Source organism: Micromonospora sp. NPDC049044 (genome assembly GCF_040649215.1).
Classification (GTDB): Bacteria; Actinomycetota; Actinomycetes; order Mycobacteriales; family Micromonosporaceae; genus Micromonospora.
The window spans coordinates 19,251-32,728 of record NZ_JBEZFA010000023.1 but is presented as its reverse complement, the minus strand read 5'-3'; the positions used below and the strand labels follow the sequence as shown (position 1 = coordinate 32,728).

General features: G+C 68.0%; 13 protein-coding genes. 7 read left to right on the top strand and 6 right to left on the bottom strand.

Annotated features, from left to right (window positions below):
• Positions 1-101: 101 nt before the first annotated feature.
• Positions 102-1,112: a hypothetical protein gene (locus AB0B85_RS19875; RefSeq protein ID WP_357409266.1), complete on the bottom strand. Its 1,011-nt coding sequence runs from the start codon at positions 1,110-1,112 to the stop codon at positions 102-104.
• Positions 1,109-1,693, bottom strand: coding sequence for a PadR family transcriptional regulator (locus AB0B85_RS19870; protein ID WP_357409264.1), 585 nt, complete (start codon positions 1,691-1,693; stop codon positions 1,109-1,111). The genes AB0B85_RS19875 and AB0B85_RS19870 overlap by 4 nt, the downstream gene beginning before the upstream one ends.
• A 67-nt stretch (positions 1,694-1,760) precedes the next feature.
• Between AB0B85_RS19870 and AB0B85_RS19865 the strand changes: the two genes are divergently transcribed.
• Positions 1,761-3,050, top strand: a complete 1,290-nt coding sequence (locus AB0B85_RS19865) for a HEAT repeat domain-containing protein (RefSeq protein WP_357409263.1) — start codon at positions 1,761-1,763, stop codon at positions 3,048-3,050.
• A gap of 443 nt (positions 3,051-3,493) precedes the next feature.
• Here AB0B85_RS19865 and AB0B85_RS19860 read toward each other — a convergent pair whose 3' ends face one another.
• Positions 3,494-3,868, bottom strand: a complete 375-nt coding sequence (locus AB0B85_RS19860) for a VOC family protein (protein ID WP_357409427.1) — start codon at positions 3,866-3,868, stop codon at positions 3,494-3,496.
• Between the two features lie 95 nt (positions 3,869-3,963).
• Positions 3,964-4,200, bottom strand: coding sequence for a hypothetical protein (locus AB0B85_RS19855; protein ID WP_357409261.1), 237 nt, complete (start codon positions 4,198-4,200; stop codon positions 3,964-3,966).
• A 20-nt stretch (positions 4,201-4,220) separates the two neighbouring features.
• Between AB0B85_RS19855 and AB0B85_RS19850 the strand changes: the two genes are divergently transcribed.
• The 3 genes from AB0B85_RS19850 to AB0B85_RS19840 all read left to right on the top strand — a co-directional run bounded on the left by AB0B85_RS19850 (position 4,221) and on the right by AB0B85_RS19840 (position 6,958).
• Positions 4,221-5,165, top strand: a complete 945-nt coding sequence (locus tag AB0B85_RS19850) for a nucleotidyltransferase domain-containing protein (protein WP_357409259.1) — start codon at positions 4,221-4,223, stop codon at positions 5,163-5,165.
• A gap of 273 nt (positions 5,166-5,438) precedes the next feature.
• On the top strand, positions 5,439-6,002 hold the full coding sequence (locus AB0B85_RS19845) for a suppressor of fused domain protein (protein ID WP_357409257.1): 564 nt from the start codon (positions 5,439-5,441) through the stop codon (positions 6,000-6,002).
• A gap of 395 nt (positions 6,003-6,397) precedes the next feature.
• A complete protein-coding gene (locus tag AB0B85_RS19840) occupies positions 6,398-6,958 on the top strand; it encodes a transglutaminase family protein (protein WP_357409255.1) in 561 nt (186 codons plus the stop codon).
• An 897-nt stretch (positions 6,959-7,855) separates the two neighbouring features.
• On the opposite strand, the gene AB0B85_RS19835 is transcribed toward AB0B85_RS19840, so the two are convergent.
• Entirely contained in the window at positions 7,856-9,142 is a 1,287-nt protein-coding gene (locus AB0B85_RS19835; protein ID WP_357409253.1) for a family 16 glycosylhydrolase, read from the bottom strand.
• Between the two features lie 69 nt (positions 9,143-9,211).
• On the bottom strand, positions 9,212-10,270 hold the full coding sequence (locus AB0B85_RS19830; protein ID WP_357409251.1) for an ROK family transcriptional regulator: 1,059 nt from the start codon (positions 10,268-10,270) through the stop codon (positions 9,212-9,214).
• A 154-nt stretch (positions 10,271-10,424) separates the two neighbouring features.
• Between AB0B85_RS19830 and AB0B85_RS19825 the strand changes: the two genes are divergently transcribed.
• The 3 genes from AB0B85_RS19825 to AB0B85_RS19815 are packed head-to-tail and all read left to right on the top strand — an operon-like array spanning position 10,425 to position 13,472.
• Positions 10,425-11,741 (top strand): extracellular solute-binding protein, encoded by a 1,317-nt coding sequence (locus AB0B85_RS19825; RefSeq protein WP_357409249.1) that lies wholly within the window; start codon positions 10,425-10,427, stop codon positions 11,739-11,741.
• Positions 11,734-12,669, top strand: coding sequence for a sugar ABC transporter permease (locus AB0B85_RS19820; RefSeq protein WP_357409247.1), 936 nt, complete (start codon positions 11,734-11,736; stop codon positions 12,667-12,669). Before AB0B85_RS19825 ends, AB0B85_RS19820 begins: the two co-directional genes overlap by 8 nt.
• 8 nt (positions 12,670-12,677) lie before the next feature.
• The gene (locus AB0B85_RS19815) at positions 12,678-13,472 is read left to right on the top strand and encodes a carbohydrate ABC transporter permease (protein WP_357409245.1); all 795 of its coding nucleotides are present in this window, start codon (positions 12,678-12,680) and stop codon (positions 13,470-13,472) included.
• Positions 13,473-13,478: the final 6 nt, after the last annotated feature.

Sequence of the window (13,478 nt, the reverse complement as noted above, 5' to 3'; positions counted from 1 at the left end):
CTCCCCTCGATGGGAGGCGGCGAGTTCGTCGGCTTTCAGAGCGGTGCGGGCGGGCCAACAGTGGACATTGGCCCGCCCCGCTGCGTTTCGGTTCGCCGTGCTCAGGGATGTCCGGGGACGGGCAGTGGGCCAGCGCTGCGGACGACGTCGCGGTAGACGGCGAGGGCGGGCTTGGGTCGGTAGGTGTCGGTGACGATGCCCAGTGTCCCGGTGGGTTCCGTGGAGCTGCTGTCGGCGTCCCTGAGGCTGAACAGTTCGTAGTGGGTGATGTTCAGTGACTCTTGTTCGGTGAGGATGACGCCGAGCATGTCTGACAGTGAGTCGCACTGTGCCTGCTCGGTGCGCGGTGGCCCGCTGGGGGTGCCGTTCTCCGCGATGTGGATGGGAGTGCTGGGCGGGATGTGCGCGCGGGGCAGCGACCCGTCCCGCAGGTGGTGCAGGGCGTGGGTGGTGAGGGAGGCGGTGTCTCCCGGGTTGCCCCGTGGGGCGACGGGTGAGAAGGCGTCGGGGTACAGGCCCAGGCCGACGTAGTCGACGTGGGACGCGAAGTCCCGGTACGGGACCGAGGAGAGGTGCGACCAGAACTGGTCGTCGCCGCCCAACCACTCCGGTGGTTCGGCGACGGAGAAGCCGATCCGCACGTGCTGGAGACCCCGCCGGTCCAGTGCGGCGCGTGCGTGCGGGATGCCGAGGGTCAGGGCCTCGAGCACGCCGGGTGCGCTTCCGTCGATGAGCGGGATGGGGAAGTTCGGCTCAAGCGTCACCTGGAGGTAGCGCGTCAGGTGACCGTAGCGGTCGATGACGGTGTCGAGGAAGGTCAGCCATCCGGAGAGGTCCGCCGCCCGGGGGATGTAGCTGACCACGAGGTCCAGTTCGCGGTTTCCCTCGACGTACCACCCGTCGGGCATCGTCAGGTGAGCGAGTTCGCCTTCGGCACCGAGTGAGGTGACGACATCCGGCGATGCCGCGTCGCCGAAGAAGTGCACGTACTCGCGGATGACGAAGGGGCGACCGTCCGAGAGGTCGTCGATGAGGTGGCGGATCGCGGCGACATCGGGTGGGTGGGAACACATCGTGCCGACCCGCCCGCCCGGATAGATACCGAACTTCACGCGTCCGCACTTCCGTATTGGTCGGTTCGCTGGGCTGGCCAGCCGATCTCGCCCGCGCGGATCCGACGCACCAGGCTCCTGATCCAGGTGGCTTCGGCGGCGACGATCGTGCGCCAGTAGGCGACTTCGAGCATGTGGACTTCGAGTACGTCACCGTCGAGCACCCCCGAAAGGGCAGCCAGTTCCTGTTCGAGACGGTCGACCCGACCGTCCAGGATGCACGTCGCCTGGTCGATCGGAAGAACTCCGACGTAGGCGACCGCCATGACGAAGTCCACGGACGCGGCTTGGGTGTCGCGTACCCCAGTCTCGACCTTGTGGCGGAAGTCGGCGAGACCTGCGGCAGTCAACTCGTAGGCCGTGCGTGGTGGCCGGTTGCCTACCCGCTCGGGCAGCCGGGAGGAGACCATGCCTGCCTTCTCGAGCGCCTTCAGCAGGGACGTGACAGTGCTGCGGGTGACCGAGAGGTGTCCGTACCGCTCGCGTAGTCGGGTCGTGATGTCGTAGCCGTGCGCGGGCTGCTCGACGAGGAGCCCGAGTATCGGCAACACCAGGCTGTTCCGTGACGCGTTCAAGGGCATCCAGGCAACCTATAGGCGTATACGCCTATCCGCAAGACGGAGCCGGACACCCGAGACAATGGCCAGGGTGGGCATCGCTGCAGTCGCGCTGATCGCGGCCGTGCATGATCCACAGAACCTGATGCTCAGCTGCGGAGTTCCGCCGCCGATGGTTGTCTGGCATGGTGACCGGGTGATCGACAGCCGTGGGGCGTTGGAGACTGTGGTCCGGCATGCCGTGGAGCTTGAGGACGATTACGACGACATCGCGCCAACCGTCGCGGCCCTGACAGCGTCCGGGGACACTGCCTTGGTACCCCGGCTGCGGGAGGCGCTGGACCGGTTCCTCGACGAGGGGAATTTCTACGGCCGGGACCTCATTGCCCAAGTCTTGGCCGGCATCGAGGGCGTGGCGGCACTGCCGGTGCTGCTACGCGCTTCGGCGCGCGATCTCGGAGACGACCAGGACAGTTTGCAGGCCGAGGTCATCGAGCTGCTGCACGCAGATCGGGCGACCAGCCGGGGCGTGGCGCGTGATTTCGCCACTGCTGAGACCTCAGAGCTGCGCCGTGTGGGGCTGTGGGCTCTCGGGTTCGTGGTCGAAGTACAGGATGTCGAACTCCTCGCCGCAGCCGTTACCGACACGGACCCGGAGATCAGGTCCATGGCTGTCGGCTCGCTCCCTGACCCAGCCGGCAACGACTGGGCATTCGGCGCACTCGTCCTGGCGTTGCGTGACCTGAACGAGCAGGTACGGGTATCGGCCGCGAGCGCGCTTGGCTACACCGGCCGGGTCGACGCGGTCGCACCTCTCGTTGCTCACGCCGCCGACCCGACACCGCGAGTACGGTCCATGATCGCCTACGCACTCGGGCGACTCGGCAGCCACGAGGCGACCCCGGCCTTGCAACGGCTCCTCCACGACCCCGACCGGCACGTCCGCGAAGGCGCCGCGGAAGCCCTCGGCTCGGTCGGAGGGCCGGCGGCGGTCGATACGCTGCTGGCGCTGGCTGCCGACCAAAACCCGGAGCTGCGAGTCCAAGCCGCCAAAGCGCTCGCGCAGGCGGCCGACTCGGATCCCCGCGTGGCGCCGCAACTCACGATGCTGGCAGGAGACGGCGAGGCCGCAGTACGAGCTGCCACCCTCAGCGGACTCGCCGGCGCCGGTGGCAGGCCTTCGCACGGGGAGCATCTGCTCGCCGAATTGGTGGATGACCCGGACCCGATGGTCCGTCAGCGGGTCGCAGTCGTCGCGCGACATGTCGCGCCCGACGCCGCCCCAGACATCCTCCACCGGTATACCCGCGACCCCGATCAGACAGTGCGCCGACTCGCCGCAACCGAACTGGACCGGCTGACCAATCCCACCGCTGCCTGACCGGGCAGCCCACAGCCAGCGATCCGCCTGGAAAGACCGTCGTGGACGTTCCCGCGTGGCTGTCCGCCCAGGCCCGGGCGTTCGCCACCGGTCAACCCCGGCCGCCGTGCGGCGACTCGCCAGCCGGGCACGGCGCCGGGTGGACGGTGCCGAGATCCCGTCACCCGACCCGGATCACCCGATCTGCTCCCCTGGACCGGAGCTCACCCCGAGCGCCAATCGATCGTGGACTGCCGGCCAGTGTTTGGTTGGCGCCAGCGCTGGCTCCCGCTGCCGCTTCGGTCGATCGGCCAGCACCCTCACAATCGCCGCGCCTGGTCAGCAGCGGAAGAGTGTGTCGACGGCTCCACACTCTCGCGGCCGCTTGTGATCAGTGTGCAACGACGACGGCGCGTACGACGCCGTCAGCAGGTCTCGGATGCTCGGTCGAAAGCCTAACCAGATCACACCCGGTAGTACTGCACGACGCAGAACTCGTTGTCCTCCGGGTCGGTCATGACGAGGACCGCGCCCTCTTGGTAGTCATGCCGTTCACCTGTCCACCGCCCGCCCAACATCCCAATCCGATCGACCGCTTCGTCAATGTCGGTAACGGCGATGTCGAGGTGTAGTCGCGTCTTGCCGGCCTTGGGCTCCGGGACCGGCTGGAAGGTCAGCACCGGGCCGCCCCCGGCGACAGTGACGCGCCGCCAGCCGGGAAGGGACTCCGTCACGCGTCCTCCAAGCACGACGGACCAGAAGTCAGCCAGTCGCTGCGGATCCCGGCAGTCGACCGTGACTCCGGCAAGTCGGCCCAGTGTCTCCACGACACCGACCATAGCGACGAGGTGCAGCCCTCTCCCACTGCGGCGCACTCATCTCGGCTAGATGTGCGCGCTCGCCGTTCAGAAGTCACGGCTGGAGGGCGCGCGGCTCAGCGCGTCTCGTTGTGGGTCGTGCTGAGCCTCGCGCAGGCCAGCACGGTCGGGGCGGCTCCGAGCAGCAGCGCCGCGACGGCGACGGCGGTCTCGACGTCGGGCCCGGTCTCGACGGCCACGGACACACTGACGCCCGTCTGGTAGAAGGCGTCGCTGCCGCGCGGCTCCGGCCGACTCCGCCAGGCATCGTCGACAGCGAGCCAGGCCGTCGTGGCCAGCAGCGTGGCACCCATTGCGATGATCGGGTGGTGCCATGGCGCCGGACCGCGCGGCTCACGACCCAGGCATACCCCCCGAGCACGAGCAACGCCGCCACTGCCACATTGGTGAACGAGCCGAGCAGGGCGGTCAGCCCCGACGGGGGGAGGGCGACGAATACCAGGGTGACCAGCGTGAGCACGCCCACGGCCGGCGCGGCCCGGCCGATCCGGCGCAGCCGATCCCGCGGCAACCGCCCGATAGCGACGCCGAGGCAGTCGCGGGCCAGGATCAGACAGCTTGCCACGGCTGGCTGTCGCAGGAACTGCGTCCGCTGCCGTACCGGGTCGGTCACCAGCGCGATCAGCCCGCTCGCGCTCGGTGGGGCGCCGCCGAATGGCGAGGCAGCCCATCCCACATATCCAGCGCGGCAGCCTGGCAATGCGCCAGCGCCGGCGACTGGACCAGCTACGCCGCCGGGATCAGCCATCGCATCACCCAAGGAGACCGATCGATGCACAACGACCGAACGGCAACCCACGGACCAAGTGCGCTCTCGTCCGAACGGATCGCCGAAGTTGAAGAGATCATCAGCCGTGTCACACGGTGGGCAGCACGACACCGGGACGTCGCCGGCCTACTTCTGGCCGGCTCGTACGCCCGAAACTCCGCCCGGCCAGACTCAGACGTCGACCTCGTCCTGCTCACTACCGACCAGGCTCGATACGCCGACAACCTCTGGGTGCACGAACTGGCCATCGGCGATCTGATGAGGGTTCAATCCTGGGGCGCGGTCATCGAACGCCGCTTCCGCACCGCCTCTGGCCTGGAAGTGGAGATCAACATCGGCGCGCCCGATTGGGCAGGCACCGAACCGCTCGACCCCGGCACCCGCCGAGTCGTCACCGACGGCGCCCGCGCGTTGCACGATCCGACCGGCGCGCTCGGCAACCTGATCCACCCCTGCCGGCCTGACGACCCAGCCAGCAGGCAGGCATAGCGGAACGCCCACCCAGGCTCTACCCGAGTTGAACGAGTCCCGGCACTTTCAGGTCGAGCACCCACCGACGAACGCCGCTCATGGATCGGAATCCGCAGTACCCGGCTGCGGTCACTACAGCCATATGGTGCTCCAGCGAACCACACGACAGATTGCACTGCGGCGGCCACGGACAACGGCGGCTCGGCTACGGCCGGCTCGACCCAACCGATGGATACCAGCCGGCCCGGACTCCGGCGATAGTCAGTGGCCGCCGAGGCTGGGAGGACCCTCATGACCGAACGATTCGCGGACTTTCTGCCACACCTGGAGCGCTACCTGGGCGAGGCTCGGGAGTTCGAGGAACCGACCGCCCTCGGCCGTAACCGCGGCTACGGCCTGTTGTTCTGCTACGCACCGAACAGCCTCGTCTCGGTGGTCACCAATGGCCTGCGGTTCCAGCGGATCACCGCGGTGCTGCCGCAGGAGCTGGTCTGCACCGTACACGCGGAGCAGCGGAAGGAGGCACACCTGCTCGTGCCTTTGACCACCGCGATCGTGATGGGGCGCCGGGCCGGGCTCGGCCTCGACGAGGTAGTCATGTCCGCGGATCCGGGCCCGGTCGTCCCCGGCACCGAGATCGCCGGCGTCGTGGCTGGCACCCACCCGTACGCCGCCGATGGTTTCGACGCCCTGCCGGACTCGGACGGAAAGCCGGAGCTACAGCTGATCACGCTACTGCCGGCGACGCACGCTGAACTCACCTACGCCAGAAACAACAGCATCGACGACCTTTACACCGTGTGGGAGAACCAGACCACTGATCTGCTCGACCTGCACCGACGTTCGGTGGTCTGAGCCGCACCCCGCAGGCGAGGTAGGTGCCCGGCTGCGCGGCGTCCGGGGCCACCGCTGCTACGGGGGCTGCTAAACGCACGGCCGTGCCGGGGCGCCGGAGACCCAGCCAGGGAGGAACTGGTGGCCTCCACCGGCACCACGTTGGGCCCGCAGGGCGATTGCTCCCGCAGCCGCATCGGCCGGTCGGGAAGCACGCTCACGATCGCCGCGCCTTGTCAGCGGCAGATCAGTGCGCGTTGCCGCAGCTGCGCGCGGGAATGAGGGCGACAGGCGAAGCGTGGCTGCGGTGAGATAGCACCGTCACCGTAACGCGATGGGTCATGGCGCGATGGAGCAGCCTCGATCCGAGAAGCGGCGGGGAAAGGACAGCTATGCAACTGGTTGCTGGCGACCCGATGGAGTACCTGGGCGGTGACGCGGTCATCGAGGTGGGCCATCCGGCAGTGCGGGCGTTGGCCGGTGAACTACGCGCGGCGCATCCGGACGACGTCGACTTCATGCGGGCCGCCTTCACATGGGTTCGTGACCGGATCCGACACTCCGTGGACGCCCAGGATCCGCGGATAACCGTCGCCGCTGGCGAGGTGCTCAGCGCCGGCGTCGGCCTCTGCTATGCCAAGTCGCACCTGCTGGTGGCCGTGGCCCGGGCCGCCGGCGTTCCGGCAGGGTTGTGTTACCAACAGCTGACCGACGGAGGAGAACCCTTCCTGCACGGCCTCGTCGCCGTATACCTCGCGGGCCGCTGGCATCGCCAGGACCCGCGTGGCAACCGCACCGGCATCGACGCCCAATTCCGGCTCGGGCATGAGCAACTGGCCTACCCGATCACCGACGCGTCGACCGGTACCGATTTCCCTGAAGTGCACGTGCGACCCTCGCCCAATGTGATCGCAGCCCTGCGCGGCGCCCGAGACGCTCTTGAACTGTGCCGCGCCGGGTTACCCGCCACGCCCTGAGTCGGGACAGCGCATGCGGCCGACGCGACACTCGTTGTCGCGTCGGCCGCATGCTCGATGCGGTCGGTCAGATCCGCCGCACGGCTAGCACCTTGACGCCCCCGGGTAGACCTCGTAACCGCACCAATAGAGGTTGGCTTCCGACTCGTACCGGTGGGGATCCTTGAGGTACGAAGCAGCGAACACTTCCCAACGGGAGGACCTGGACCACTGCATGGAGTGCACCTGCTCGTGCCAGAGCAGGTCAGGGCCCTTGCTCGAGGCTATCTCCGCCCCATATCGCTGTCGCAGGATCAGCCGTTGTCTGACCTCACACACCAACTCTTCTTCCAGGGTGCTGGCGCTGCCGGAGTCGTAGAAGAGGAGGTCACCGACGGTCACCGGCCGATTTTGGCCAATGAACACGGTCGGCGGCGGACCAAAGCAGATGACTTGGAACCAGTCGCCTCGGCAACCCAGACTGAGGATCAGTGCGTACAACGTGGCGTAGTAGTTACTGCCGTTGCGGTCATTCGCTGCTCGCTTCGGACCGCTGGTGTACGGCACGGGCCGGTGTCGCTCTCACCTGGGCGGTCCTGGAAACAGGAAACTCACCGAGCCGGTGTGGCCCGTCTGGCCGGCGCTCGCGCCGCTGCTGGTGCCGCTATGGCTCGTACTCCTGGGAGTGGGCGTCTACGTCTTCCCGAGACGACGCCGCCGGACCGGATTCGCCACCACGACCAGCAGGTCAGAGCCTGCTCACAACGGCACGAGGACAGCGGTGGTGGTAGCTGTCGCCTGGGCCTCGACCCCTCTGCTGATTGCCGCCGCATTGCTCCTGCTATTCCTACTGGCGCAGCCCGGTTGATGGGGGACCGTTTCCGGCTCCACGCGGCCGATGGAGCCGGAAACGGTTCGTCAGGAGGCGGGTTCGAGCACCCACTGACTGGTCCACCAGTTGGCGGGCGCGGCGCCGTACTGGATGCTGCCGGTCGCGTTCTCGGTGTGGGCGTAGGTGCCCTTCCAGCGGTTCTTCAGGCGAAGGCGACCGTCGACGGACTCCTGCGCCCACTGCGCCGACCAGTAGGTGCCGGGCACCGTCCCGGTCTGCACGTTGCCGGTCTGGTTCTCCACGTGCAGGTAGTTGCCCGTGGCGCGGTTCTTGAAGCGGACGTAACCGTCGACGTTCTCGACGGCCCACTGGGCGGACTGGTCAGAGGCGGAAGCGGCGACATACTTGGCGGTGCCGCTGCCGTCGTCCTTGGCGTACTGGCCGGTCTGCCGGTTCTTCAACCGCTGGTAGGACAACGGGTAGCCGCCGTCCTTCTTGTAGACGCGCAGGTAGTCGACGCTCCAGGTCTTGGGCCAGACGTTGTTGTGCTGACCGGAGCCGGCGTCGGTGTAGATGCCCATGATCAACCCCATCGGCATGTTGGGGGCGTCGTTGATCGTCCGGTAGAGCTGGCCGTCGTAGTAGAACTTGAGGTCGGTGGGCGACCACTCCATGCCGTACGTGTGGAACTCGGTGGTCGGCGACCCGCTGGGAACGGGGGCGATCGAGGCGTACGAGCTGGAGAGGAAGTTCGGGTCGCCCCAGCCGTGGGCGGCGATCCGCCAGTTGTTCGGCTCGTTGAAGAACGTCTCGACCATGTCGACCTCGGGGTTGCGCGAGGCGCTGGAGGTGTCCCCGGTGCCGACCAGCCAGAGCGCCTGGTGGCCGCCTCCGCCGACGTTCGACTTCTTGGCGCGCAGCTCCACGTAGCCGTACTGGAACGTGTAGCCGTTGAAGTCGGGCTCGTGGTGGTTCAACGGCATGGACCCGTTGAACTTGTGCCAGTAGTCCTTGTTGTAGGTCTGGAACGAGGAGATCTTGACAGTGCCGTCGTACTGCGGATTCCACGCCGGGGTGTCAGCGTCGAGCCGCTGGGTGAGCACACCGTCGGCAATGGTGTAGCGCGCCTTGGCACCCAGCTCCCGGTTGGCCGGGGAGGTCCAGTGCGGCAGGTAGTAGGGCAGCCAGCGATTCGTGTTGAGGGTGTTGACGTCGAACTCTTCGGCGAAGTCGAGGGTGTAGCCCGGCTTGGCGAGCGGGCTGGGAGGGGTGTCGCCGGCCTGGGCCGGCGGGGCGGTGACGACGCCGGCCAGCGTGACGCCGAGGATCATCGAACCGGCGGCGGCGAGAACTCTTCGAAAGCGATGCGCCATGAGGCACTCCCGGGGGAAGGGAAACGAAAGAAAAGTTCTTTCGGAATATGCCGGTGAGCCCTGGCGCTGTCAAGAGCCATCGGTGAAGAGCTCTGCGCGCACCGCGTCCCGGGCGGTCTCGACAGCGCCGATGGCCACCGCGTCGTCTCCCAGCGCGGAGATCGCCAGACCTGGCAACTCGTACAGGATCTCGGCGAGGTGGCGCCGCACCGGCTCCATTACCGTCTCGCCGGCGCGGGCGATGCCACCGCCCACCACCACCAACTGCGGATCCATGGCGAGGACCATGGCGCCGACTCCTTCGGCCAGGGCCCGCGCGTAGTCGTCGACGGCCTCGACCGCGCGCCTGTCCCCCCGCCTGGCCTGCGCGAAGACCCACTCGCGGGAATTCATGCCGGGAGCGACCCCGGCATCGGAGAGCAGCTTGCGAGGTGCCGCCTCCCAGCCCAGGCCCGGATGCCGGCCGATCTCTCCGGCCGCCCCCCGGCCGCCGCCGAACGGCCTGCCGTCCACCAGCACGCCCACGCCGAGGCGGTGCCCGGCATGCACGTACAGGACGTGGTCGACCCCCTGCGCGGCACCGACCCGGTGCTCGGCGAGGACCGCGAGGTTGGCGTCCTTGACGGCGCTGACCGGGCAGTCCAGACGGGCGGTGAGCTCCTTGGCCAGAGCCGTTCCGGTCCAGTCCGGAATGGCCACGCTCAGCCGCACGACACCGTCGGCGATGATGCCCGGGGAACCGGCACAGGCCGCCCACAACCGCGGTGAGTCGGTCGGGATCGTGCGTCGCAGCAGGTTGACCACGGCGTCGATGCGGCCGGCGGGCTCCAGGTCCGGGTCGATGGCGGCGCGAGCGGCCGCCACCTGCGCGCCGCCGAGGTCGGCGATCCGCACCGACACCGCGTGCGCCCCGATGTCGAGGCCGGCCACGATGCCCGCGTCCGCGGCGAAGCGGTAGCGCTGCGCCGGTCGTCCTCCGGTCGGGGCGTTGTCGAATCCGTCCAGGACCAGGAGTCGGGACTCCACCAGTGAGGTCAGGATGCCCTGCACGGTGGGGCGGGACAGCCCGGTCTCGCGGGCGACACCGCTGATGGTCAGCGACGGCCCCTCGTAGAGGAGCCGAAGCACACGACGCGTGTTCAGATGCCGTAAGGCGCTCTGGTCCCCGCCTGGAAGAGCATCACCTACGGTCATTCGCTGCCCCTTGACGTGCGTTCGTAGACGGCTCACTATAGCGAACGCAAGTTTTCTTCGAAACCACTCCTGCCCAGGGAGATCCCCCATGATGTCAATGACCTCAGCGAAGAGTGCGCTCGGCGCGGCCGCCGTGCTTCTCGCTCTCGGCGCGTGCGCGCCGGGCAGTTCATCCAGCGACGAACCGGCCGCCGACGCGAACGCGGCAGTGCAGACCGGCGTTCCGTCCGGACCTGTGGAACTCAAACTGATCGCCACCCCCGAGTCGGGTGCCGCCATGAAGGACATCATCCCGGCATTCCAGACCAAGCACCCCAACGTCAAGATCAACTACGTCGACACCACGTACGACGACTACAACAAGTCGCTCAACCTCGCGCTCTCCAGCGACACCTCGCCCGACATCGTGCTGCTCAACGCGGTGGGCACCACGGTCAAGGACCAGTTGATCCTCAACCTCCAGCCCTACGCCAAGGCGTACGGCTGGGAGTCGGCGTACCCGGCCGGACAGCTCAACCAGTGGCGGGTCGCCAAGGACGGCACCACCCTCGGCTCGGGCGACCTGTACGCGGCACCCGCGTCCTTCTCCCAGGTCGGGCTCTACTACAACAAGGCCAAGTTGAAGAAGCTCGGCATCGCCGCCGCTCCGGCCTCCCTGGAGGACCTGGAGGCCGCGCTGGCCAAGGCCAAGGCCGGCGGCGAGACCCCGCTGCAACTCGGCAACAAGGAGGGCCACGCCTCCTTCCCGATCCAGCTCATCGGTCAGTCCACGGACGGCCCGGCCGCGTACGCCAAGTGGGTCTTCGGTGAGGGCGGATCTACCTTCGACACCGCCGGGAACGCCAAGGGCGCCCAGAGCATCGCCGACTGGGGTACGAAGGGCTACTACTCCAAGGACGCCAACGGCATCGACCTGCAGGGTGCCGTGGACAAGTTCACCAAGGGCGACGGCGTCTTCTTCGTCGACGGTTCCTGGGACTCGAAGAAGATCGGCGACGCGCTGCGGGGCGACGCCGGCTTCGTGCCCTTCCCCGGCCCCAAGGCCACCGCGATCGGCACCTCGGTGGCGTACGGGATCTCGCGCAAGTCGAAGAACGCGCAGGCCGCCGCCGCCTTCCTGGACTTCCTGCGCGGCCCGGAGGCCGCCAAGGCCTCGTTCGCGCAGGGGTTCCTGCCCTCGGACACCTCGACGGTGACCGCCGAGCCCGGCACCATCTCCGCCGACCTGGTCGCCGCGTGGAACAAGGTCAACACCGATGACGGGCTCATCGGGTTCAACAACAACGCGACCGCGACCATGAACGACACGCTGGTCGCCGAGACCCAGAAGCTGATCGCCGGCAAGGTCGACCCGGCCGCGTTCATCCGGGCCGTCCAGGCCGACTGGGCCAAGACGCATGGCTGACAGCCTCGCGAATCGCGTGGCCGTCCGGGACCGTACCGTCGTCGCATCCGCGACGCCGGTGCGGGCCCGGCGCTCGCGACTCGTACCGCTGCTCTACACCGCACCGGCACTGCTCTTCTACGCGGCCTTCGTGATCGCGCCCTGGCTGCACAGCCTGTGGATCTCGTTCTGGGACTGGAACGGGATCGGCGTCGCCACCTGGGCCGGGCTCGACAACTACCGGGAGATCCTCGCCGACCCGGCGCTGCGGCTCTCCCTGGTCCACGCCTTCGGGCTGATCATCTTCTACTCGGTCATCCCGATCTGTTTCGGCCTGGTGCTGGCGGCGCTCGTCGCGAACGTGCCCTGGAAGGGCATGCCCTTCGTCCGTACCGTCATATTCCTGCCGCAGATCCTTCCGCTGGTGGCGGTCGGCAGCGTCTGGAAGCTGTTCTTCGACGACGACGGACCGTTCAACGCGCTGCTGCGCGCGGTCGGCCTGTCCGACTTCACCCGGGCCTGGCTGGGTGACTTCACCTGGGCCTACCCCGCGGTCGGAGTCGTCGGGACCTGGGTCTCGACCGGGCTCTGCTTCCTGCTGCTGTACTCCGGCATCGGCAAGATCGATCCGGCCCTGTACGAAGCCGCCCGGCTCGACGGCGCCGGCGCGATCCACGAGTTCTGGCACGTCACGGTGCCGGGTCTGCGCCGGGAGATGTCGGTGGCCGCGACCGTCACCGTGATCGCCGCCCTGGCCAGCTTCGACGTCGTCTACGTGATGACCGCCGGCGGCCCCGGCGAGTCGACACTGGTGCCCGGTGTCGCCATCTACCGCCTGACCTTCACCGCGGGGCAGGTCGGCACCGCCTGTGCGCTCGCCGTCGTCCTGTCCCTGCTGACCTGCGCGGTCATGTTCGCCCTGAACCGCCTCACCCGGGAGAAGACATGATCCGGTCGATGACCCGGTTGTCGCTGCTGGCCGCCACCGCCTCGGTGCTCGTCCCCTTCTACGCGATCCTCGCCGCGTCCCTGCAACCACAGGACAATCTCAGCCCGGGGCTCGCGTGGCCGTCGGATCCGCAGTGGCACAACTACGTCGACGCCTGGTCGACAGGTGGCTTCGCGGACCTCATGAAGTCCAGTCTGATCATCGCGCTCGGCGTCGTACCCCTCGCACTGGTGCTCGCGACGCTCGCCGGATACGGGCTGGCGATGATGCGGCTCGCCGTCCGGGGGCCGATCTTCGCGTTGCTCATGCTGGGTCTGGCCCTGCCGTACGAGTCGATCGTCATCCCGCTCTACTACGACCTCAAGTCGATCGGGCTCCTCAACACCTACTGGGCGGTCATCCTGCCGCTCATCGGGGCGTTCATGCCGTTCGGGGTGTTCTGGATGCGTAGCCATTTCGAGTCGCTGCCGCCGGAACTCACCGAGGCAGCCGAGATGGACGGCGCGACCAGCAGGCAGATCCTGCGCCAGGTCCTGCTACCCACCGCACGGCCGGCGCTCACCACCCTCGGCCTTCTCTACTTCATGTGGGCGTGGAACCAGTTCCTGCTCGCGCTGATCCTCATCCAGGACCCGGCGATGCGTACGGCGCCGTCCGGGCTCGGCAAGTTCATCCAGGCCTACGGCCGCAACATCCCGCTGCTCAGCGCCGGAACGATCATCGTCATCGTGCCCGTGGTCATCCTCTACCTCTTCTTCCAGCGCCACTTCGTCAAAGGCATCCTTTCCGGCGCCATCAAATAGGAGACA